General features: G+C 62.8%; 18 protein-coding genes. 12 read left to right on the forward strand and 6 right to left on the reverse strand.

Features of this window, described 5'->3' with window-relative positions:
• Window positions 1–54 precede the first annotated feature (54 nt).
• The gene (locus O3303_RS04430; protein WP_350356607.1) at window positions 55–1,668 is read left to right on the forward strand and encodes a glycerol-3-phosphate dehydrogenase/oxidase; all 1,614 of its coding nucleotides are present in this window, start codon (window positions 55–57) and stop codon (window positions 1,666–1,668) included.
• Between the two features lie 158 nt (window positions 1,669–1,826).
• On the opposite strand, the gene fahA is transcribed toward O3303_RS04430, so the two are convergent.
• The gene (gene fahA / locus O3303_RS04435) at window positions 1,827–3,110 is read right to left on the reverse strand and encodes a fumarylacetoacetase (protein ID WP_269560859.1); all 1,284 of its coding nucleotides are present in this window, start codon (window positions 3,108–3,110) and stop codon (window positions 1,827–1,829) included.
• Window positions 3,111–3,394: 284 nt separating this feature from the next.
• On the opposite strand from fahA, the gene O3303_RS04440 reads away from it, so the two are divergent.
• The gene (locus O3303_RS04440; RefSeq protein WP_269560860.1) at window positions 3,395–3,937 is read left to right on the forward strand and encodes a hypothetical protein; all 543 of its coding nucleotides are present in this window, start codon (window positions 3,395–3,397) and stop codon (window positions 3,935–3,937) included.
• Between the two features lie 131 nt (window positions 3,938–4,068).
• Here O3303_RS04440 and O3303_RS04445 read toward each other — a convergent pair whose 3' ends face one another.
• The 5 genes from O3303_RS04445 to O3303_RS04465 all read right to left on the reverse strand — a co-directional run bounded on the left by O3303_RS04445 (window position 4,069) and on the right by O3303_RS04465 (window position 9,061).
• Window positions 4,069–4,365: a NifU family protein gene (locus O3303_RS04445; RefSeq protein WP_269560861.1), complete on the reverse strand. Its 297-nt coding sequence runs from the start codon at window positions 4,363–4,365 to the stop codon at window positions 4,069–4,071.
• Window positions 4,366–4,592: 227 nt separating this feature from the next.
• Window positions 4,593–5,696: an Mrp/NBP35 family ATP-binding protein gene (locus tag O3303_RS04450; protein WP_269560862.1), complete on the reverse strand. Its 1,104-nt coding sequence runs from the start codon at window positions 5,694–5,696 to the stop codon at window positions 4,593–4,595.
• A 392-nt stretch (window positions 5,697–6,088) separates the two neighbouring features.
• Entirely contained in the window at window positions 6,089–6,787 is a 699-nt protein-coding gene (locus O3303_RS04455; RefSeq protein ID WP_269560863.1) for a LytR/AlgR family response regulator transcription factor, read from the reverse strand.
• Window positions 6,784–7,956: a sensor histidine kinase gene (locus O3303_RS04460; RefSeq protein WP_269560864.1), complete on the reverse strand. Its 1,173-nt coding sequence runs from the start codon at window positions 7,954–7,956 to the stop codon at window positions 6,784–6,786. The genes O3303_RS04455 and O3303_RS04460 overlap by 4 nt, the downstream gene beginning before the upstream one ends.
• The gene (locus O3303_RS04465; protein WP_269560865.1) at window positions 7,937–9,061 is read right to left on the reverse strand and encodes a sensor histidine kinase; all 1,125 of its coding nucleotides are present in this window, start codon (window positions 9,059–9,061) and stop codon (window positions 7,937–7,939) included. The genes O3303_RS04460 and O3303_RS04465 overlap by 20 nt, the downstream gene beginning before the upstream one ends.
• A gap of 129 nt (window positions 9,062–9,190) precedes the next feature.
• Here O3303_RS04465 and O3303_RS04470 point away from each other — a divergent pair, with 129 nt between their 5' ends.
• From O3303_RS04470 to O3303_RS04515, 10 genes are all read left to right on the forward strand, one after another.
• Window positions 9,191–10,468, forward strand: a complete 1,278-nt coding sequence (locus O3303_RS04470) for a hypothetical protein (protein ID WP_269560866.1) — start codon at window positions 9,191–9,193, stop codon at window positions 10,466–10,468.
• 256 nt (window positions 10,469–10,724) lie between these two features.
• Entirely contained in the window at window positions 10,725–11,738 is a 1,014-nt protein-coding gene (locus O3303_RS04475) for an LLM class flavin-dependent oxidoreductase (RefSeq protein ID WP_269560867.1), read from the forward strand.
• A 252-nt stretch (window positions 11,739–11,990) separates the two neighbouring features.
• A complete protein-coding gene (gene dnaG / locus O3303_RS04480) occupies window positions 11,991–14,090 on the forward strand; it encodes a DNA primase (protein WP_269560868.1) in 2,100 nt (699 codons plus the stop codon).
• A 167-nt stretch (window positions 14,091–14,257) separates the two neighbouring features.
• Window positions 14,258–15,277, forward strand: a complete 1,020-nt coding sequence (locus tag O3303_RS04485; RefSeq protein WP_269560869.1) for a potassium channel family protein — start codon at window positions 14,258–14,260, stop codon at window positions 15,275–15,277.
• Between the two features lie 179 nt (window positions 15,278–15,456).
• On the forward strand, window positions 15,457–16,704 hold the full coding sequence (locus tag O3303_RS04490) for a glycosyltransferase family 4 protein (RefSeq protein ID WP_269560870.1): 1,248 nt from the start codon (window positions 15,457–15,459) through the stop codon (window positions 16,702–16,704).
• 11 nt (window positions 16,705–16,715) lie between these two features.
• Window positions 16,716–17,882: a glycosyltransferase gene (locus O3303_RS04495; RefSeq protein ID WP_269560871.1), complete on the forward strand. Its 1,167-nt coding sequence runs from the start codon at window positions 16,716–16,718 to the stop codon at window positions 17,880–17,882.
• A gap of 8 nt (window positions 17,883–17,890) precedes the next feature.
• On the forward strand, window positions 17,891–18,319 hold the full coding sequence (locus O3303_RS04500) for a DUF3592 domain-containing protein (RefSeq protein WP_269560872.1): 429 nt from the start codon (window positions 17,891–17,893) through the stop codon (window positions 18,317–18,319).
• Window positions 18,320–18,448: 129 nt separating this feature from the next.
• A complete protein-coding gene (gene proC / locus O3303_RS04505) occupies window positions 18,449–19,261 on the forward strand; it encodes a pyrroline-5-carboxylate reductase (protein WP_269560873.1) in 813 nt (270 codons plus the stop codon).
• Between the two features lie 339 nt (window positions 19,262–19,600).
• The gene (locus O3303_RS04510) at window positions 19,601–20,848 is read left to right on the forward strand and encodes a bifunctional 3,4-dihydroxy-2-butanone-4-phosphate synthase/GTP cyclohydrolase II (protein WP_434086413.1); all 1,248 of its coding nucleotides are present in this window, start codon (window positions 19,601–19,603) and stop codon (window positions 20,846–20,848) included.
• A 170-nt stretch (window positions 20,849–21,018) separates the two neighbouring features.
• On the forward strand, window positions 21,019–21,579 hold the full coding sequence (locus tag O3303_RS04515; protein ID WP_269560874.1) for a cupin domain-containing protein: 561 nt from the start codon (window positions 21,019–21,021) through the stop codon (window positions 21,577–21,579).
• Window positions 21,580–21,589: the final 10 nt, after the last annotated feature.

A 21,589-nucleotide genomic window follows, 5' to 3' on the forward strand; every position in this document is an offset into this window, starting at 1 on the left:
TTCTTATCCCGGCAAATGTGGAGCAGCTGACGTAAGTTGGCTGCTCCATTTTGTTTGCCTGCTTTTCCGCCCGACGCTGCACCCAGCCCCATGCCCGACTTTCTGCGCGAAACTCACCTAACCCAGCTCACCGAATCGCCGGTCTGGGACGTGCTCATCATCGGGGGCGGCGCTACGGGGCTGGGCGTGGCCGTGGATGCTGCCAGCCGCGGCTACCGAACCCTGCTGCTGGAGCGCACCGATTTTGCCCAGGGCACCAGCAGCCGCAGCACCAAGCTGGTGCACGGCGGCGTGCGCTACCTGGCGCAGGGCCAGGTAGGGTTGGTGCGCGAAGCGTTGCGCGAGCGGGCCCGGCTGCTGCACAACGCGCCCCACCTGGCGCACCGGCAGGCCTTCATCATTCCGTGCTACCGGTGGTGGGAGCGGCCCTGGTACCTGCTGGGCCTGAAGCTCTACGACCTGCTGGCCGGGCGCCGCGGTATCGGTGGGGCCCGGGCGCTGAACGCTGCCGAAACTGCTCAACACCTGCCGGGCGTGCAGCCCTCGGGCCTGCGCGGCGGCGTCCGCTACTTCGACGGGCAGTTCGACGATGCCCGCCTGGCCCTCACGCTGGCCCGCACCGCCGCCGACCACGGCGCGACGGTGCTCAACTACATGGCCATAACCGCGCTGCAGAAAGACAGCGCCGGCCGCGTGTGCGGCGCCACTGCCCACGACCAGGAAACCGGCCGTGCCTACGCCCTGCGGGCCAAAGTAGTGGTGAATGCCACCGGCGTGTTCGTGGACGAAGTGCTGCGCCTCGACACGCCCGCCGCCGCGCCACTGGTGCGCCCCAGCCAGGGCGTGCACGTGGTGCTGCCCGCCGACTTTCTGCCCGGCCCCGAAGCGCTGATGATTCCGCAGACGCCCGACGGCCGGGTGCTGTTTGCGGTGCCGTGGCTGGGCCGGGTGGTGGTGGGCACCACCGATACGCTGGTGCCGCAGGCCACCGCCGAGCCCCGCGCCCAGGCCGAAGAAATACGCTTCATCCTCGAAACGGCCGGCCGCTACCTCACGCGCCCGCCACACCTGAGCGACGTGCTCAGCACTTGGGCCGGCCTGCGCCCGCTGGCCGCGTCGGCGCAGGCCGGGGCCGCCACCAAGGAAATTTCGCGCAGCCACAAGCTGCTGGTAGCGGCTTCTGGCATGCTCACCATCACGGGGGGCAAATGGACCACCTACCGCCAGATGGCCGAAGACGTAGTGGACCGCGCCCAACAGCTCGCAGCCTTGGACACAGTGCCCTGCCGCACCGCCGCGCTTCCCCTGCATGGCGCAGGCCCGGTGCCGTCCGGCCCCGCCACCGCGCTGGCCGCGTACGGCTCCGACGCTCCTGCGCTGCAGCAATTGCTGGTCGAAAATCCCGCTTGGGCGGCGCTAGTAGCGCCCGGCTTCCCCTATGTATGGGCAGAAGTAGTGTGGGCCGCCCGCCACGAAATGGCACGCACCGTAGCCGACGTGCTGGCCCGGCGTCTGCGGCTGCTGTTTCTGGATGCCGCCGCGGCCGAAGCGGCAGCGCCAGCCGTAGCGCAGCTGCTTGCCACCGAGTTGGGGCATTCCGAAGTCTGGGAGCAGCAGCAGATAGCAGAGTTCAGGGAGCTGGCGGCTGGGTACCTAAGTCAGGGCTAAAATTCAAAAGCTCGTTTCCCACTTATGAAAAGAGGGAAACGAGCTTTAGGAAACTGTCGAAATTGACACGAGGGGTAATCGGACAGCTGTAGAGACGCAATATTTTGCGTCTTGGCATTGAACGATTCGCACGCGAGGAGACGCAAAATATTGCGTCTCTACACCACCGGGGCCGGCAGCACTTTGCCCGTCACCTCGCCGAAGCCGATGCGCAGGCCGTCTTTTTCGCAGTAGCCGCGCATGGTCACAGTGTCGCCGTCGAGCAGGAACTTGCGTTCCGAGCCGTCGGCCAGGGGCAGGGGGCGGGTGCCGCGCCAGGCCAGCTCCAGCATCGAGCCCAGCGAGTCGGGCGTGGCGCCCGAGATGGTGCCCGAGGCGTACAGGTCGCCGACCTGCAGGTTGCAGCCGTTGGAGGCCTGGTGGGTGAGCTGCTGGGCCATGCTCCAGTACATGAGCCCGAAGTTGGAGCGCGAAATGGTGGTGGTGGGGCCGTTTTCGGGCTGCAGCTCCACTTCCAGGTTCACGTCGAAGTTGTGCTTGTCCAGCTGGCGCAGATACAGCAGCGGCTCCGGCTCCTGCACGGGCCCGGCCACCCGGAACGGCTCCAGCGCGTCCAGCGTCACCACCCACGCCGACATGCTGCTGCCGAAGCTCTTGCCCAGAAATGGCCCCAGTGGCACGTACTCCCAGCTCTGAATGTCGCGCGCGCTCCAGTCGTTGAACAGCACCAGCCCGAAGATATGGTCCTCGGCGTGCTGAATCGGCACGGTGTCGCCAAGCTGCGTGCCCTGGCCCACGATGAAGCCTACTTCCAGCTCGAAATCCAGCTGCTGCGACGGCCCGAAGGTGGGGGCGGCGGCATCGGGGGCCTTGCGCTGGCCGTTGGGCCGGCGGATATCGGTGCCGCTCACCACGATGCTGCTAGCCCGGCCGTGGTAGCCGATGGGAATATGGCGCCAGTTGGGCAGCAGGGCGTTGGCCGGGTCGCGGAACATGATGCCCACGTTGGTGGCGTGTTCGATGCTGCTGTAAAAATCGGTGTAGTTGTGGGACTTCACGGGGCGCAGCATTTGCACCTCCGTCTGGCGCAGCAGGCACTCGCGCATCACCTCATCCGAGCGCAGCGCGGTACTGTCGTGGCGCAGCAGCTCCGAGACGCGCTGGCGCACGGCCCGCCACGCTGGCCGGCCCAGGGCAATGAACTGGTTGAGCGAGCGGCGGCGGAACACCTTGGGCATCTTCGCGCCCAGCTCCAGGTCCTCGAAAAAGCCGAACTGCGCCACGGCGTACAGATCCAGTACGTACTCGCCGATGGCCACGCCCAGCCGCGGCCCGCGCTCCTCCGTCTCGAACACGCCGAAGGGCAGGTTCTGAATGGGAAAGTCGCTGCCGGGGGCAATATCAATCCAGGAGTGCAGGGAAGGGTCGTTGGGGTTAGCCATTCGGTCGATAGTTGGTGGTAGGAGCGGTAAAGGTAACGGGGCCGGCGGAATGCGGCTAACGGGCGGTGAAAGGCCTGAAATACTGGGCAGCCGCTATCTTGTGTCGTAGCTCCCGCCGCATATTGCCACACTGGAACGACGACGCAATAACTTCCGCACGCGGCAGCCGGCCCGACGGGCTCAGTCCACCGGACCGGTACGCGGTTCGAAAAACGGCTATAATAGAGTTGAAATGATAAAATGCTCCACTGTACGATAAATTGCCATCACTGTAATCCAATCACATGAAAATTAGAAAGCAAATAATCACGACAATATTTTTCATAGTCTATCTTCTGACGGTTTTACTTACCGATTTTTCACTGACAGGTTTCTGGACTGATGTGATTTTTTCAATTCTGCTTTCTGTATTCGCGTTAAGATTAGGTTTTAAAAACGAGACAGATAACCGGTTTTTAACACAGGTGCTAAGAGGGAGTAATATTATCTGTTCACTGATTGTATTTGGGTTAGTAGTACTTAATGCTATCAATCCATATTCACTGGATACATTAAAAATCCGAAGTTTCTACTTTCAATCGGTTGATGAACGGCTATTCAACGCTTACTTCAAACCCGTAGGTGCTTATTCAGGCGGATATGGTAATTTTTGGATTACAGAGACTCCCAAATATTTTCCAGTAGTTGAACAGCGTGTTTTCTGGGACAGGACAGTTGACCACGACTTTAATGACGATTTATATGATGGTGAGCCCATAGATAATTTTGAAGTCGTTAGGGATTATATAAACGAAGAGGTGATTAATAAACACAACGTGCCAAAATAAAAAAGTGATGACGCAGACTGTAGACTATTGGTTTACACCCACTCGTGCCAATTCCCAAAAACCCACAGCGCCCCGCCCCAACCGAAAAACCGGCAGGAGCGGGGCGCTGCTGTGTTACTTAAGAAACGAACCTACCGGACCTGGCCGGCGGGCTGCTCACTCATGGGCGTGACGTTGATGGCCTCCACGGCGCGGATTTCGGGCACGGCCTTCTTCACCGATTCCTCCACGCCGGCTTTCAGCGTCATCGGCGACATGGGACAGGTGCCGCAGGCGCCGAGCAGCTCCAGGCGCAGCACCATGTCGTCGGTAATTTCCAGCACGCGCACGTTGCCTCCGTCGGCGGCCAGGTAGGGCCGGATGCTGTCCAGCGCCTGTTCGATGCGGGGCAGGAGCGGATGGGTTTCCACGGCGGGCGATACGGTCATAACGGGGATTTCACGGGTTTTACGCTGGCTGGGCGGCAAAGAGCCCGCCAGCGTCGGCAATACGAAAGCAAAGGTAGAACATTCATCCGACGCTACAGTAAACCGGCCGGAGCGGGGAGAAGTTCAGGGGAAACGCAGGCCCCAGGGCTGAAGCCCTGGGCTACGCAGCGAAAAACAAGGAGCCCGCTGATTAGCCCAGGGCTTCAGCCCTGGGGCCTAGGGCTCGGCTACGACTTCATCTCTACGATGTTCGTTTTCGGCGCTACGGCGTTGCGGATGCTGACCTGGCGGGCCAGCTCCTCGGCCAGCTGCGCGAATACGGCGGCGGCCGGCGTGCCTTCCTGCAGGATGGCGGGCGTGCCCTGGTCGCCGTTTTCGCGGATGCTCTGCACCAGCGGAATCTGGCCCAGCAGCGGCACCTCGTGCTTTTCAGCCAGCGACTTGCCGCCGCCTTCGCCGAAGATGAAGTACTTGTTGTCGGGCAGCTCGGCGGGCGTAAACCACGCCATGTTCTCCACGATGCCCAGCACCGGCACGTTGATTTGCGGCAGGCGGAACATCTGCAGACCCTTCTCGGCGTCGGCCAGGGCTACTTTCTGCGGGGTGGTCACGATGAGCGAGCCGGTGACGGGCACCGTCTGCACCATGGTGAGGTGGATGTCGGACGTTCCGGGGGGCATGTCGAGCAGCAGGTAGTCCAGCTCGCCCCAGTCCACTTCCGTGATGAACTGCTTGAGGGCCGAGGAGGCCATCGGGCCGCGCCACACAATGGCCGACTCGGCCGGGGCCAGGAAGCCGATGCTCATCAGCTTCACGCCGTGGGCCACGATGGGCTGGATGAGGTTTTTGCCATCGGGGCCCTGGAAGACGTGGGGCCGCTCGTCCATCACGCCGAACATGAGGGGCATGCTGGGGCCGCTGATATCGGCATCCACGAGGCCCACTTTGGCGCCGGTTTTGGCCAGCGCAATGGCCAGGTTGGCCGTGACGGTGCTTTTGCCCACGCCGCCCTTGCCCGAAGCAATGGCAATGATGTTCTTTACGCCGGGCAGCAGGTCGCGGTTCTGGCGCATGGTGGTCACACGCGAGGTCATCACAATCACCACTTCGGCGTCCTTGTCCACCATGGTGTGGATGGCCCGCTCACAGGCGTCGTGGATGAGCTGTTTGAGGGGGCAGGCGGGCGTGGTGAGCACGACGGTGAACGACACGCGGCGGCCGTCAATCTGCACGTCCTCAATCATGTTGAGCGTCACGAGGTCCTTGCCCAGGTCGGGCTCCTCCACGTAGCTCAGGGCCTTGAGGACGGCTTCTTTGGTAATGGGTTCCATTTATAGTCAGCGAAGAAAGTGCGGATGCAAAGCGCAAAGATAACCCGGAAACCGGGGCGGCGGTTGCGCAACATTGTTCCCATAGAACGTCATTCCAAGCATGTGGCGCATTGAGCCAGCGACGAGGAATCTCGCGTGCTGACGTTGAGCTGGTCTGAACGATGTAGAGACGCAATATTTTGCGTCTCGTCGTTGCTGACGTTGTTTAAGTGACGCGGTTCCGGTCGTTCAACGACGAGACGCGAAGTGTCGCGTCTCTACATCGTTCCTACGAACCCAGAGTCAGCAACGACGAGACGCAAAATATTGCGTCTCTACACCGTTCCCACGGCCAAAACATCAGCACGCGAGATTCCTCGTGCTGCTCGGAATGACGTTCTATTGGAACACCATTACAGCCCGAACTGGGCCAGCAGGGGTTCTTTGTGCTGCTTACCGATGGGCAGCTTTTCGGGCAGGTCGTAGAGCTCAACTTCGTTGCCGCTGATGGCCCGGATGGCGTCGAGGCGCACGATGTAGGACTTCTGGATGCGGATGAAGCGGCTGGGTGGCAGCTGGTCTTCCACGCGGCTCATGCGCAGGTAGGTGATGATCATCTGGTTTTTGAGCACGATGCGGATGTAGTCCTTCATGCCCTCGATGTAGTAGATTTCCTCGAACAGCACCCGGCGCAGGGAGTGTCCCTCCTTCACGAACAGAAACTGCGGCGCGGCTGCCACCGGGGCGGCCGGGCGGCTGCCCACCACGGCCAGCGCCTTGTTCACGGCCTTCATAAAGCGCGGAAACGACACGGGCTTCACCACGTAATCGAGGGCGTCGAGCTCGTAGCCTTCCAGCGCGTGGTGGGGCGAGGCCGTCACGAAGATGACGTAGGGCGGGTTGTGCAGGGACCGAATGAACTCCAGCCCGTTCACCTGGGGCATGTTGATGTCGGAAAACAGCAGGTCGATGCGCTGCTGCTGGAGCACCTCCAGGGCCTCGAAGACATGCTCGCAGCTGGCTACCAGGTGCAGGCCGGGCATCTGGGCAATGTAGCCCTGAAGCAGCTCGCGGGCAAAGGGCTCGTCGTCGATAATCAGGCAGTTAATCATAGCATTGGGGAGATGGGCAGGAGGGAAGCCGCGGCGGAAACATCGGCGGCGGCCGGGGCGAGGCGCAGGGCCAGGGTTACGCGGTAGGTATAGGCGTCGGGGTCGTGGGTGAGGTGGAGTTGGTAGTCCTGCAGGGCGTAGTGCAGGGCCAGGCGTTTCTGCACGTTGGCAATGCCCACGCCGCCCACCTCGCGCCGGGGCGCATCGGGGCTGAAGCTGTTGCGGACCTCGAACTGCAGCCAGCCATCGGCGGCCGTGAGGGAAATGGCCACCCAGGAAGCATCGAGGCTGCTATCCACGCCGTGCTTGAAGGCGTTTTCCACGAAGGGGAAGAACAGCAGGGGCGTGACGCGGTAGGCCTCCAGCGGGCCGGTTTGCTGGTAGTCGATGCGCACTTTCTGGCCGTAGCGCAGGCGCTCCAGCTGCAGGTAGGCCGCCAGAAACTCCACCTCCCGTGCCAGCGGCACCAGCGCCGCATCCGACTCAAACACCGTGTAGTGCAGCAGCCGGGTGAGGTGCTGCACCATGTCGGGCGCGCGCTCATCCTGCTTCACCACCATCATATACAGGTTGTTGAGGGTGTTGAACAGGAAGTGCGGGTTCACCTGGGCTTTCAGGAAATTCACTTCCAGATGCAGGTTTTCGCGCTCCAGGCGCAGGCTGTGGTTGCTGCTGCGGAGCAGAAACCGGATGAAGCGCAGCAGAATGGGCGGCACCACCGTCACGGCAAAATCGTTGAGGCCCATGCTCACGCTGCGCCACGAAAACACCCCGGCCCACAGGCTGCCGTCGAGGAAGCGGTGCGCGTAGCTGTAGAGGTCCGCGGAAATCAGGCCAGCGCGGTCCAGCAGGGCGTAGCAGGCGTAGGAGCACAGCGCCCAGAAGTAGTAGATGGCCACCAGCCCCAGCCCCGTGAGCAGCCAGCGCCGCCGCAGCAAAACGCGCGGCAGCAGTACCTCCGAGAAGAAATAGTAGCTGCCGATGGCTGCCACGGCATCCTTCAGCACGAAGCTCCAGGTTACCACCGGCGTCTGGCCGAAGCCGCGGAACACGTAATATTCAAAGCCGATAAACAGCAGCCACCAGGCCGCGTGCCGCAGCACCCGGCCGCCCGGCGTGGCGAAAAACCGGCTGGCGCGGGTGCGGGTATCAGCGAGCCAGCGGCGCATCGGGCGGGAGTTGCAGGTGGAGGCGCAGGTGCACGCGGTGGGCGTCTTCGGTGAGGGCCACGGTGTGCCGGCCGGGGTAGAGCAGGGCCAGGCGGCGCAGGGCGGCGTCCACGGCCGCGTCGGGGCGGTAGGTGAGGGGCGCGGCGCTGGTGCGGGTCAGGGTAAACGTCACGGCCTCGGGCTGCACCGCCACGGTGCTGTGCAGGGTGGCGGCGGTGCCGGGCGCGGCGGCATCGAGGCCGGCGCAGAGGCGCTCCAGGAACGGGTGCAGCAGCAGCGGCGCGAGTTGCTGGTGGGTGGGCGTGCCGGTGGTTTCGTGGGTGAGGCGCACGGTATCGGGGCGGCGCAGGCGTTCCAGGGCCAGGTAATCTCCCAGGAACTCCAGCTCCCGGCTGAGCAGCACCAGCTCGGTATCGGTTTCGTAGAGCGTGTAGCGCATCAGGTCGGCCAGGTGCAGCACCACGTCACCGGCCCGGGCGTCGCGGGTGCGGGTGAGCTGGTGCAGGCTGCCGAGGGTGTTGAACAGAAACTGCGGGTTGATCTGGGACTTGAGGTAGCCCAGCTCCAGGCGCAGGTGGTTGCGCTCCAGCTGCAGCCGGCGGCGGTCCACCACCAGCGCGTAAGCCAGAAAGCTGATCAGCACCGGAAACAAACAGATGGCCAGCAGCCCGAAAAACACGCTCAGCTGCTGACCGGGGCTGATGAGCCCGGCCCAGAAGCCTTCCACGTAAAACCCGTGCATCGTGCGCCGCAGCACCCCCGACAGCGGCACGTACGTTTCGGCCAGCCGGGTGCCGGCGTACATCCAGAACTGGAACCCGTACAGCGCGGCCACCCCGCTGGCCAGGGCCCGCCCGTAATGCCCGCGCAGCAGCCAGCGCGGAATAATCAGGTACACCAGGGCATTAAACAGCAGCACCGCGTAGCCCATCTGCAGCCCTACCAGCGGCCAGATGGGGCCGTCGAAGCGGAAGTTGGGGCGGTTGTTCCAGGCGAAGTAGAACCCGGCCAGCACCAGCCACAGCAGCGCCTGCAGCAGCAGCGTGGTGGTGCGGGCACTCGGGGCCGGCCAGCGCCCGGTGGCCCGCAAAACAGATTCTGGCATAGCAAAACAGCAGCCCAAGTCGGGCTTTGGTGGTGTGGGGCCCGCGCTTGGTCGAAGAAACTTCGGAAGCCTAAAGCTCTACAATTTCTTTGTTCCAGAATCTACCACTCGCCAACTAAATCTTCCCTGATGTACGCTCCCTTCCGTCTTCCGCTCTGCCTCACTACCGCCACTGCCGCCCGCCGTTTGCGCCTGGCCGCCGGCTTGGCGCTGGCCGGCCTGCTCAGCCTGCCCGCCCAGGCCCAGGACAGCACGCTGACCCGCCTCACCCACAAATACCAGTTTGCGCTGGAGCAGAAGGGCACCCAGTTTTCCGGGGCGGGCTGGGACAAGCTGCGGCAGGACATCGAGAAAAGCCAGGTGGTGCTGCTGGGCGAAGACCACGGCATGGCCCAGATTCCGCAGTTCACCCAGGCCGTGGCCCAGGTGCTGAAACCGAAAGTATTCGTGGCCGAAATCGATAAGTACCAGGCCCGCGACCTGACGCGGCTGGCCGCGCAGCCTGGCCTGCCCACCGCCGTTGAGCGGCAGTACCCGATGGGGCTTTCCTTCTACAGCTGGGCCGAGGAATTTGAGCTGGCCCGGGCGTTGCGGGCGCAGAATACGGCCCTAGTAGGGCTGGAGCAGGTGGGCTTTTTCGCGCCGGGCCGCTTCTACGCGCTGCTGGCTGATAAAACCAAAAACAAGCAGTCGGCGGCGTATCTGCGGCAGCGGGGCGCTGCCTACCAGGCCCACAACCAAGCCGTGATGAGTACCGACCCCGGCCAGCTGATGGTGTACCGCCACACGCCGGCCACCCTGGATAGCCTGACAGCCCTGGCCCGCCAGGAAAGCTCAGAAGTGCAGCGCATGGTGCAGGAGTACATTACCAGCGTCCACATCAACCAGACGGCCATCCAGCCCAAAACCAGCTTCCAGAGCCACCAGGACCGCGTGAACCTGATGCGCCGCAGTCTGATGGCCGAACTAACGACCTACCAGAAGCCGGGCCAGCCGCTGCCCAAGATGCTCTTCAAGTTCGGGGCCGGCCACGTGGGGCGCGGGGCCAGCTTCACCGGCGGCATGTACGACGTGGGCAACCTGGCCCTGAACCTGGCCGAAATGCAGGACCAGAAGTCGCTGCACATCTTCATCATCGGCAAGCAGGGTACCCAGACCAGCGGCTTCAACCTCACCGATTTCAGCAAGAACGTGGCCTCCTACTCCAACGCCGATACCGACATGGTCCGGCCCTTCGTGGCCGCCACGCCCGCCGGCACCGCCTGGCAGGTGTTCGACGTGCGCCCCCTGCGCCGCGCCCTGCTCCGCGACCAGCTGAAAATCAGCAGCTCTGAGCTGATGACGACCATCATGAACTACGATTACGTGGTCATCATCCCCGAAACCACGGCCAGCCACAATATCTAGCAGCACAACGGCAGTAGCGCGAACTTTGCGGTTCGCGCTACTGCCGTTGTGAGCAGGTGAACGATGTAGAGACGCAATAGTTGGAGTCTTGTCGTTGAACGACTGGGGTCGCGCAGACTTACCCAACGTCAGCAACGACGAGACTCCAACTATTGCGTCTCTACACCGTTCTGCGAACCGCCAGTTGCCCGTTGCCAGGCAGGACGTAGCTTTAGCCCTGATAACGGACAACTAACAACTGACAACTCCCCCCCTCATGCAGCTTGGTATCGACAGCTTCGCCGCGGCCCCCACGGGTGGCACCTCCTCCGACAACGCCACGGCCCTGCGCCAGCTCCTGGAGCGCATCGAGCGGGCCGATCAGGTGGGCCTGGATTTCTTCGGCATCGGCGAGCATCACCGTCGCGAGTTCCTCGATTCGGCGCCGGCCGTGATTCTGGGCGCGGCGGCCGCCCGCACCAGCCGCATCCGGCTGGGCAGCGCCGTGGCCGTGCTCAGCGCCGCCGATCCGGTGCGGGTGTTTCAGCAGTTTTCTACCCTCGATCTGCTTAGCAACGGCCGGGCCGAGCTGGTGGTGGGCCGCGGCTCCTTCACCGAAGCCTTTCCGCTCTTCGGCCTGAACCTGCACGACTACGACGCCCTGTTCGAGGAAAAGCTGGCCCTGCTGCTCCAGATCCGCGACCAGGAGCAGGTGAGCTGGTCGGGGCGGTTCCGGCCGGCCCTCACGGGGCAGGTTGTGTACCCGCGACCTATGCAGGCGCAGCTGCCCATCTGGCGCGGCGTCGGCGGCACGCCCGAGTCGTTTGTGCGGGCCGGGGCCATGGGGCTGCCGCTGATGGTGGCCATCATCGGGGGCGAAACCCACCGCTTCCGGCCGCTGGTTGATTTGTACCGCGAGGCCGGCCGGAAGGCCGGTTTCGCGCCCGAGCAGCTGCAGGTGGGCCTGCACTCCCTGGGCTACGTGGCCGAAACCAGCGAGCAGGCCGTGGCCGACTATTACCCCGGCTACGCCCGCACCTTCACCCGCATCGGGCGGGAGCGGGGCTGGCCGCCCGTCACGCCCGGCCACTTCGAGGCCCAGCGCGGCCCGCGCGGTGCGCTGCTGGTGGGTAACCCCGAGGAAGTAGCGGCCAAGATTCTGCGCCACGCCGAGTCGCTGGGCGGCGTGAGCCGCGTCACCTTCCAGATGGACAACGCCGACCTGGCCCCCGAAAAGCTGCTCCGCGCCATTGAGCTGCTGGGCGAGCGGGTGAAGCCGCTGCTGGGGTAAGTGGAGGAGTCTGTGCGCTTAAATAGAACGTCATGCTGAGCTTGCCGAAGCATCTCGCGTGCTGAGGTTGCTCCGTAGCCCAGGGTTTAAACCCTGGGCTACGGAGCGGTTGCCGTTCAACGATTTGGCAACGTCAGCACGCGAGATGCTTCGGCAAGCTCAGCATGACGTTCTTTTACCCTGCCACTTCGCGGCGGTTCCTGCCTACCTTTGGGGTCCTGTTTCGCTGCTACCCCTGTTGCCCACACCGCCTTGGCCCGTATCCCCAAAGAAACCGTCGACCAGATTATCCACCACGCCGACATTGTGGAGGTGGTGGGCGACTTCGTGAGCCTCAAGCGCAAGGGCCAGAATATGTGGGCCTGCTGCCCGTTTCACCACGAAAAGTCGCCGAGCTTCTCGGTGGCCCCGGCCAAGGGCCTATACAAGTGCTTTGGGTGCGGCAAGGCCGGCGGGGTGGTGCAGTTTATCATGGACATTGAGGGTACCAGCTACGTGGAGGCCCTGAAGTACCTGGCCAAAAAGTACGGCATCGACGTTCAGGAAGAGGAAAAGACCCCCGAGCAGCAGCTGGCCCAGAACGAAAAGGACTCCCAGTTCATCGTCTCGAACTGGGCCAAGGACCACTACCACAAACTGCTCAACGACAACGAGGAAGGCCAGAGCATCGGCTGGAGCTACCTCAAGCAGCGCGGCCTCAACCAGACCACCATCAAAACCTTCGAGCTGGGCTACTCCCTCGACCAGTGGGATGACCTGCTGAAATCGGCCACGGCGGCGGGGTTTGAGCTGAAGTACCTGGAGAAAACCGGGCTCGTGGTGCGCCGCGAAGACGACAACGGCCAGGACACCGGCCGCCGCTACGACCGGTTCCGGGGCCGCGTGATGTTCCCGATTCACAACGTGTCGGGCCGCGTCATCGGCTTCGGGGCGCGCACGCTTAAACCCAACGACAAGACCGCCAAGTACCTCAACTCGCCCGAGTCGGAGATTTACCACAAGTCGGACGTGCTCTACGGGCTCTACCAGGCCCGGCAGCCCATCCGCTCGAATGAGCTGTGCTACCTGGTGGAAGGCTACCTCGACGTGCTGAGTCTGCACCAAGGCGGGATTAAGAACGTGGTGGCCTCGTCGGGTACCTCGCTCACCGAAGGGCAGATCCGCCTCATCAAGCGCTACACCGACAACGTGACGGTGCTCTACGACGGCGACGCGGCCGGCATCCGGGCCTCGCTGCGCGGTATTGACATGCTGCTGGAAGGCGGCCTGAACGTGCGCGTGGTGCTGTTTCCGGACGGCGACGACCCCGACAGCTACATCCGCAAAGTCGGCGACCAGCGCTTCAAGGAACACCTCGACGACGCCAGCCAGGACTTTATCCAGTTCAAAACCGACCTGGTAAGCCGGGAGGCGGCCCACGACCCGGTGAAGAAAGCGGAGGCCATTCGCGAGGTGCTCCAGAGCATTGCCAAGGTGCCCGACCCCATCAAGCGCCAGGTGTTCCTGCAGCAGACCTCGCAGGCCTTCGGCATCGATGAGCAGGTGCTCATCACGGAGTACAACAAGCTGGTGCGCAACGCCACCCAAAAGGCGCCCGGCGGCCAGAGCAGCAGTGGGAGCGGGGCGGCGGGCAGCGCCAGCGGTTATAGTGGCGGCAGCTCCGGCAGCCAGCAGGTGCCCGGTGGCGGGGCCAGTCAGCGCCCGGCCCCGCGGCCCATGAGCCCCGAGGAAGAGGCCGAAGCCCTGATGTACGGCGCGTCGCCGGACGACCTGATGGGTGGCGGTGGCGACCTGCAGGGGCTCACCCGCGAAGACCTGGAGCCCGTGCCCGACGTGCTGGAGCAGTGCGAGCGGGAAGTGGTGCGCCTGCTGCTGCTCTACTCGGCCCAGCCGCTGGCCCCCGAGGTGGCCGTGGCCCAGTACCTGCTGCAGCAGCTGGATGATACGCCTTTCAAAACCAGCGTGTATGCCGATATGATGCAGCTGTGCCGGCAGGAGTTGGAGCAGGGCCGATGGCCTGAGGTGCGCACGCTCATCCAGCACGGCCGCTCCGATATCCGCAGCGTGGTGGCCGAGCTGGCCACTGAAAAGTACGAGCTCAGCCCCAACTGGACCACCCACCAGATTCATGTGCCCCGCGAGCTGGACCTCTTGCAAACGGCCTGCGACAACGCCATTCTGCGCCTCAACAAGGTGAACGTGGAGCGCGAGCTGGCCGTGCGCCTCGAAGCCCTGCGTAATCCCGTAGACGAGGCCAGCATGATGGAAAACCTGCAAACCATCCACCTGCTCAAGCAGATGGACAACCAGCTGGCCAATCTGCTGGGCACGGTCATTCCGCGCGGGGCGTAGGTCAAGTATAAATTCAGAATTAAAGATTTAAAATTGGGCCTGCCTGTCAATCTTGCGTAGATGGGCTGCGCCGGCAGCCCGCGTCGGGCGGCCCTCCTGATAAGCATGGGAATGCCTGCTGAATGCCAGATGGGCTTACCGTTTACTTCTTGATTGTTACCTGAAAAATGTGGCACCGCTTTAACCTGAGTCGGTTTTTCTTGGCCGTGGTGCTCACCATTGTCAGTTTCGGCAGCGGTATCCTGGGGTTCATGTGGATTGAGAAATTCACCCTGGCCGAGGCCTTCTACATGACCATGATTACCATCTCCACGGTGGGGTTTGGGGAGCTGCATCCGATGTCGCCGGACGGGCGGCTGTTTGTTTCTATTTACATCTTCTTCAACCTGCTCGTGGTGGCCTACCTGGTGTCGGTGCTGACCACCTACATCTTTGATGGCGAGCTGCGCAACCTCTTTCAAATGCTTCGCACTGACCAGGAAATCCGCAATGTGTCCAACCATATCATCGTCTGCGGTTTCGGGCGCAACGGCAGCAAAGCCTACCACGAGCTGCACGACGGCGGGGCCCAGGTAGTGATTGTGGAACAGAGTGAAGCCCTGCTTAAAAGCACCGTGGACTCGCTGGGCGGCAAGATTCTGGCCGTTTTCGGCGATGCTACTACCGACGAAACCCTGCTGGCCGCCGGCATTGCCCGGGCCCGGGCCCTCATCACAGCCCTGCCAAAGGATGCCGACAACGTCTTCGTGACCCTGACGGCCCGCGAGCTGAACCCGGGCATCAAGATCATTGCCCGCGCCAGCCTCAAAACCAGCGAAGCCAAGCTGCTGCGCGCCGGCGCCGACTCGGTGGTGATGCCCGACGAAATCGGCGGCTCGCACATGGCCAACCTCGTCATCCGGCCCGAGGTAATCCGGTTTCTGGACATGATTTCGGGCCTGGGCCCCAACAAGCTGCGGCTGGAAGAGCTGCGTCCCGACGAAATGCGCCCCGAATGGCGCGGCCGCAGCATCCGCGAGCTGGATATCCGCTCGCGCACCGGCGCCACCGTCATCGGCCTCAAGCACCGCGACGGCGAGCTGCTGGTGAGCCCCAGCGCCGACACCATCCCGCAGCCCGGCGATGTGATGCTGTTCCTGGGCACCGACGAGCAGATTGCCTCCCTGGTGCGCCAATTTCAGGCGTAGATATGGTTTGGTGGATTATCTGTCATCCTGAGCGAAGCGAAGGACCTTGTCATGGTTGAACGATTATGGTAACAACGTTTCGTTTAGGCGTGATAAGGTCCTTCGCTCCGCTCAGGATGACAGTTGCCTTTGACCACTCCACCACAACCCACCATTCCACCACCCCCAAAATCCACTAAGTGCACATTCTGCAGCTTTGTCCGCGCGTTCCGTTTCCGCTCACCGATGGTGGGGCCATTGCCATGTACGGCGTAGCTGCGGGCCTTGTGCAGGCCGGCCACCGCGTAACGATGCTGGCCCTGAATACGCCCAAGCACTACCAGCCCGCCGATGCCCTCGACCATCTCGGGCCTAACTTCCGCCTGGTTACGGTGGACATTGACACGCGCCTGTCACCCATCAAAGCCCTGCGGAATCTGCTCGGCAGTGAGCTGCCGTACAACGTGGAGCGGTTTGTAAGCGAAACTGCGAAGGCGAAACTGGCGGAATTGCTGGCTGCGGAGCCTTATGATGTGGTGCAGATGGAAGGCACGTTTGTGGCGTGGTACGCCGGCTATTGGGTGGAAAGTACGCTCGGCGACGCATCGAACTGGAAACACCTGCCGCCCGTGGTGTTGCGGGCCCACAACGTAGAATACACCATCTGGAAGCAGCTGGCTGAGAATACCCGCAATCCGCTCAAGAAATGGTACCTGCAGAAACTGGCGCAGCGGCTTCAGCAGTTCGAGAAATGGATGCTGCACCGTTTCGATGGCGTGGCCGCTATTACCGAAGCCGATCAGCAGCGCCTGCGCCGGCTGGGTGGGGTAGAGCCGATTGTGTTCATTCCGGCCGGCGTCGATTCCGGCCGCTTCCAGCCTGACCCCGCCATCCAGCCCAAGCCCCGGACGTTGTTCATGATTGGCTCGCTGGACTGGCTGCCCAACCAGGAAGGCCTCGACTGGTTTCTGCGCGAAGTGTGGCCCCAAGCCGCGGCCCGTTTCCCCGGCCTGGAGCTGCACCTGGCCGGCAAGCAGATGCCGGCCCGCTTCCGCGAGCTGCAGCTGCCCGGCGTGACGGTGCACGGCTTCGTGGAGTCGGCGGCGGCCTTCATGCAGCAGTACGATATCATGCTGGTACCATTGCTGAGCGGCGGCGGCATGCGCATCAAAATCATCGAGGGCATGGCCCAGGGCAAGTGCATTCTGAGCACCACGCTGGGCGCCGAAGGCATCCACGTGAAAGACGACTTCGATATTGTGGTGCGCGACACGCCCGCCGCTTGGCTGGACGTGCTGGGCCGCTACTACGCCGGCGAACTGGCCGCTGACCTGATCGGGCAGGAGGCCGCCCGCACCATTCGGCGCCTCTACGACAACCGCCGCGTGGTGGAAAGCTTTGTGGATTTGTACAGCGTAGTGCGCCAGCGCCGCGCTGAAACCGCGTAAGTTTGCCCCCGATGAAGCTTCTCGTACTGCTGTCCCGGTTTCCGTATCCGCTCGACAAGGGCGACAAGCTGCGCGCTTTCCATCAGCTGCGCCACCTGGCCAGGCGTCACGAAGTCTGCTTGTTTACGCTGACTGATGAACCAGTGACGGCCGCTGACTACGCCGCCGTGCAGCCGCTGTGCACCGGCGGTCTGCACGTACACCGCCTCAGCCGCCCCGGCATTGCCCTGAACATGACCCGCGCCCTGGCCCAGGGACTGCCGCTGCAAGTGGGCTACTTCCACGACCGCACGGCCCAGGGCCACCTCGATGCCCTGATCCGGCAGTTTCGGCCCGAGCACGTGTATTGCCAGCTGATCCGGATGGCGCACTACCTGCGCGCCCACGCCCCGCAGCTGCCCATGACGCTCGATTACATGGACGTGTTTTCGAAAGGTATGCTGCGCCGGGCCGAGAATGCGCCGCTCTGGCAACGGCCGCTCTGGCTGCGCGAAGGCCGCCGGCTGCGCACCTACGAAGCGAAGGCCTTCGACTGGTTTCGCCACCACACCATCATCTCCGACCAAGACCGCCAGCTCATCGAGCACCCGCACCGGGCCCGGATTCAGGTGGTGCTCAACGGCATCGACACGCAGTTTTTCCAGCCCCGCGCCACCCAACCCACTCATGAGCTGCTGTTCTGCGGCAACATGAGCTACCACCCCAACGTGGATGCTGCCGTGTTTCTGGCCGAGGAAATCCTGCCCCTGGTGCGCCAGCTGCACCCCGAAGCCCGCCTGCTGATTGCGGGCACCACGCCCGCGGCGCGGGTGCAGGCCCTGGCCTCGGCCGCCGTCACGGTCAGCGGCCGCCTGCCCGATATCCGCGACGCCTACGCCGCCACGCAGGTGTTTGTGGCGCCCATGCGCGTGGGCACCGGCCTGCAGAACAAGCTGCTGGAAGCCATGGCCATGGAGCGGCCCTGCGTGACGACGCCGCTGGCCAACAACGCCCTACGCGGCCGCCCCGGCGATGATTTGCTGGTAGGCGAGTCGGCCCCGGAGCTGGCCGCCCTCATTATCGGCTTGCTCAACGACCCCGCCGCCGCCGCCCAGCTAGGCCGTCAGGGCCGCCTGTTTGTGCAGGAGCACTACGACTGGGAAGCCGCCACCAACAAGCTGGAGGCGTTGTTTAAATAGCCCGCGTTATGCACTGGCTGGTGATTATACTGCTGATGGTCTTACTCAGCAGAATGTGGTTGCGAAGCTTCAACGAAGCATTGGCATCGTTGAAAAGAGCTATCCGCCTGAAACGTTATGGAGTACATAAAACCGGGGAAATAATAGGGTTTGTGGAACGCGTTGACGAGGAGGGCGACAGATGGTTTAGGCCTATAATAGCCTTTTCGTACCAAGGCAAGCAGTGGCAGTTTGTATCAGAACTGGGCGATGGCGAGAACGGTCTTGTCGGAGCGTACGTCCGCGTCATCCATGATCCGCTGACACCTGGCGTGGCAGAAGTGGATAGTTTCATGGCGTTGTTTGGCGGGCCTGTTCTGGGGCTGGTTATTCTGGCAACATGCGTGGTTTTGGCAGTTGGCTATGTAATTCACGAACTTCTCGCGCAGGTTGGATAAACCAAATTGTATGGTTGTATAGCAGTGCGTCAGCGCCTGCTTACTTTGCCTGGATTGCCACCGGCTGCGTTAAGCACACCTTCAAAACGCCTCTACCTTCTCAATTCATATTTTTCAACTAACCACCCCATGACTCCTCTTCGCATTGCAATCCTGGGCTGCGGCAACATGGGTATGGCCTTCGCCAAGGCGTTTCTGCACTACAACCTCGTGGAGCACGCCGATTTGCTGCTGCTCGGCCGCGACGCGGCGCATTGCCAGCGGCTCGATGCCACCCACCGGGGCCTGCCCACCGGCCTGCTCGAAGCGCACGTGGGCACCTATGACGTGGTGATGGTGGCCGTGAAGCCGCAGGATTTCAGCAAAATAGCGGCCGGGCTGCGGGCCGTGCTGCAGCCGACGCAGGTGGTGGTGTCCATCATGGCCGGCATTCCCATTGGGCGGCTGCAGCGCGAGCTGGGCCACCAGCAGGTGATGCGCGCCATGCCCAACACGCCGGCGCTGCTGGGGCTGGGCATCACCGGGTTTTCGGCGGCGCCGGAAGTGGAGCGCAGCCGCCTGCACCAGGTCGAAAACCTGCTGAACGCCACCGGCCGCTCTATTTTTCTGGAAGATGAGAGCCTGCTCGACGCCGTGACGGCCGTGAGCGGCAGCGGCCCAGCCTATTTCTACTACATCGTGCAGGCTATGATGCAGGCCGGCCGCGAGTTGGGCTTCTCTGAGTCGGTGGCCGGGCTGCTGGTAAAGCAAACCATGCTGGGCGCCTACCACCTGCTCAACTCCTCCGACAAAAGCCCCGACGAGCTGATTGCGGCTGTAGCCTCCAAGGGCGGCACCACAGAAGCCGCCCTGCGCGAATTCCGCGCCGGCGGCCTGGCCGACACCCTGAAAGCTGGCATGAAAGCCGCCCAGCAGCGTGCCATCGAGCTGGCGAAAGAGTAGCTGAGTAGTTGAGTAACTGAGTAAGTGCTGCACCGCAGCAGGCAGTAGCGCGACCTTTGTAGTCCGCGCCCCGCGCCATTCAGGCAGTTGTTACGGCGCGGGGCCGCGAACTACAAAGTTCGCACTACTGGCTATTGGCTACTGCGTAACAACAATAATTGAAGTCTGCTACGCTGGCGAGATGCTTCGGCTGCGCCTCTAGATGACGTTCTTTATACAGTACTCCATAACTCATTCCGTAACTTCGCGGCACTGGTGCTGGTTGTAGCAGCAGCATCGCGCGGTTCTCACCCGAACCTTTATCCGCGAAATCCCAATAATCTGCAAAATCTGCGATTCATGCTTGATTCCATTGAAGACGCCATTGCCGACATCCGCGCCGGCAAAGTTGTAGTAGTCGTTGACGACGAAGACCGTGAAAACGAAGGCGACTTCATCTGCGCCGCCCGTTGCGCCACCCCTGAGGTTATCAACTTTATGGCCACCCACGGCCGTGGCCTGGTGTGCGCCCCGCTCATCGAGCAGCGCTGCGAAGAGCTGGGCCTGGAGCTGATGGTGGGCCGCAACACGGCCCTGCACGCCACGCCGTTCACCGTGAGCATCGATTTGCTGAAAAACGGCGTGACCACCGGCATTTCGGCCTCCGACCGCAGCAAGACCATCCTGGCTCTCATCGACCCCGACACTAAGCCGGAGGAGCTGGGCAAGCCGGGCCACATTTTCCCGCTGAGAGCCCGCAAGGAAGGCGTGCTGCGCCGCGCCGGCCACACCGAAGCCGCCATCGACCTCTCGCGCCTCGCGGGCTTCGAACCGGCCGGGGTGCTGGTGGAAATCCTGAAGGAAGACGGCGAAATGGCCCGCCTGCCCGAGTTGCGCGAAATTGCCACCAAGTGGAACCTCAAGCTGATTTCGGTACAGGACCTGATCCGCTACCGCCTCGACAAGGAGAGCCTCATCACCCGCGAAATTTCGGTGAAGCTGCCCACCGACTACGGCGACTTCGACCTGATTGCCTACACCCAGCGCACCACCAACGCCCAGCATCTGGCGTTGGTAAAAGGCGACATTTCGGGCGACGAGCCGGTGCTGGTGCGCGTGCACAGCTCCTGCGTCACGGGCGACATCTTCGGTAGCTGCCGCTGCGACTGTGGCCCACAGCTGCACCGGGCCATGCAGCACATCGAGCGGGAAGGCCGCGGCGTAATTGTGTACATGAACCAGGAAGGCCGCGGCATCGGTCTGCTCAACAAGCTGCGCGCCTACAAGCTGCAGGAGCAGGGCCGCGACACCGTGGAAGCCAACTTAGAGCTGGGCTTCGGCATGGATGAGCGCGACTACGGCGTAGGCGCCCAAATCCTGCGCGACCTGGGCATCTCGAAGATGCGCCTGCTCTCCAACAACCCCCGCAAGCGCACCGGCCTGATGGGCTACGGCCTCGAAATCGTGGAATCGGTAGGAATTGAGGTGGAGCCCAACGAGCACAACGAGCGGTACCTCACCACCAAGCGCGACAAGCTGGGCCACACCATCCTGCACAAAGACCGCACCCCGCACCCCGACATGGACTCGGCGGTAGGCGTGGAATAGAAGAGGCATTCGGCCTTGCACAAGAATTATTGAAAACGCCCCGTACAATTTTGTACGGGGCGTTTTTCTGTTTGATGCCTGCCGACTTGGGGCATCACATGTATGGGTGATTTTGTGGGATTGTACTTTGAAAATCAATAGCTTATCCTTTGTACATCAGTCCTGTAGTAATGTTGCGTCGTTCCTTCCTGCATCTGTCGCTGGCCGCGCCCGGGCTGGCCGTTGTTTCGTCGTTTGTTGCCCCGTCGCAGGGGCCAGCGGCCCCGCCCCGCAGGAGCCTGCTGGTCAGGGCCGGAACCGACAGTACCAGCCGGCCCTTCAAATTCCTGGATGCCCTGTTCACGGTAAAGGTTTCCGGCCGCGACACGCAGGGCCGGTGCGTCATTTTCGATACGCTCCGGCCCGCCAAAGTAGGCCCGCAGCTGCACCTGCACACCGACCTGGACGAGTGGTTCTATGTGGAAGCCGGCGAGTTCAAGTTTCAGGCCGGGGAAGAAACCATGCGCCTCAAGGCAGGCGACTCGCTGTTTGTGCCGCGCAACATGCCGCACGCCTTCGTGAAAACCAGCGAAGGAACGGCGCACTTAATAGTGATGCACCAGCCGGCCGGCACCATGGAAGAATATTTCCGCACGGCCAGCGCCATGCCCGACCAGAGCCCGGAAGCGCGCAGAGCCCTGGGCGAAAAGCACGGCATGCGTTTCCTGGGCCCGGCCCTCACGCCGGACTGATTACGAAAAA

The sequence above is a fragment of the Hymenobacter canadensis genome (genome assembly GCF_027359925.1).
Lineage (GTDB): Bacteria > Bacteroidota > Bacteroidia > Cytophagales > Hymenobacteraceae > Hymenobacter > Hymenobacter canadensis.

Coding starts and splice junctions, on each gene's coding strand:
- O3303_RS04475 (WP_269560867.1), top strand. CDS start 10,725: ATGCAGCTTGGTATCGACAGCTTCGCCGCGGCCCCCACGGGTGGCACC.
- O3303_RS04515 (WP_269560874.1), top strand. CDS start 21,019: ATGTTGCGTCGTTCCTTCCTGCATCTGTCGCTGGCCGCGCCCGGGCTG.
- O3303_RS04445 (WP_269560861.1), bottom strand. CDS start 4,365: ATGACCGTATCGCCCGCCGTGGAAACCCATCCGCTCCTGCCCCGCATC.
- proC (WP_269560873.1), top strand. CDS start 18,449: ATGACTCCTCTTCGCATTGCAATCCTGGGCTGCGGCAACATGGGTATG.
- O3303_RS04465 (WP_269560865.1), bottom strand. CDS start 9,061: ATGCCAGAATCTGTTTTGCGGGCCACCGGGCGCTGGCCGGCCCCGAGT.
- O3303_RS04485 (WP_269560869.1), top strand. CDS start 14,258: ATGTGGCACCGCTTTAACCTGAGTCGGTTTTTCTTGGCCGTGGTGCTC.
- O3303_RS04455 (WP_269560863.1), bottom strand. CDS start 6,787: ATGATTAACTGCCTGATTATCGACGACGAGCCCTTTGCCCGCGAGCTG.
- O3303_RS04460 (WP_269560864.1), bottom strand. CDS start 7,956: ATGCGCCGCTGGCTCGCTGATACCCGCACCCGCGCCAGCCGGTTTTTC.
- O3303_RS04440 (WP_269560860.1), top strand. CDS start 3,395: ATGAAAATTAGAAAGCAAATAATCACGACAATATTTTTCATAGTCTAT.
- O3303_RS04470 (WP_269560866.1), top strand. CDS start 9,191: ATGTACGCTCCCTTCCGTCTTCCGCTCTGCCTCACTACCGCCACTGCC.
- fahA (WP_269560859.1), bottom strand. CDS start 3,110: ATGGCTAACCCCAACGACCCTTCCCTGCACTCCTGGATTGATATTGCC.
- O3303_RS04500 (WP_269560872.1), top strand. CDS start 17,891: ATGCACTGGCTGGTGATTATACTGCTGATGGTCTTACTCAGCAGAATG.
- O3303_RS04510 (WP_434086413.1), top strand. CDS start 19,601: ATGCTTGATTCCATTGAAGACGCCATTGCCGACATCCGCGCCGGCAAA.
- O3303_RS04450 (WP_269560862.1), bottom strand. CDS start 5,696: ATGGAACCCATTACCAAAGAAGCCGTCCTCAAGGCCCTGAGCTACGTG.
- O3303_RS04495 (WP_269560871.1), top strand. CDS start 16,716: ATGAAGCTTCTCGTACTGCTGTCCCGGTTTCCGTATCCGCTCGACAAG.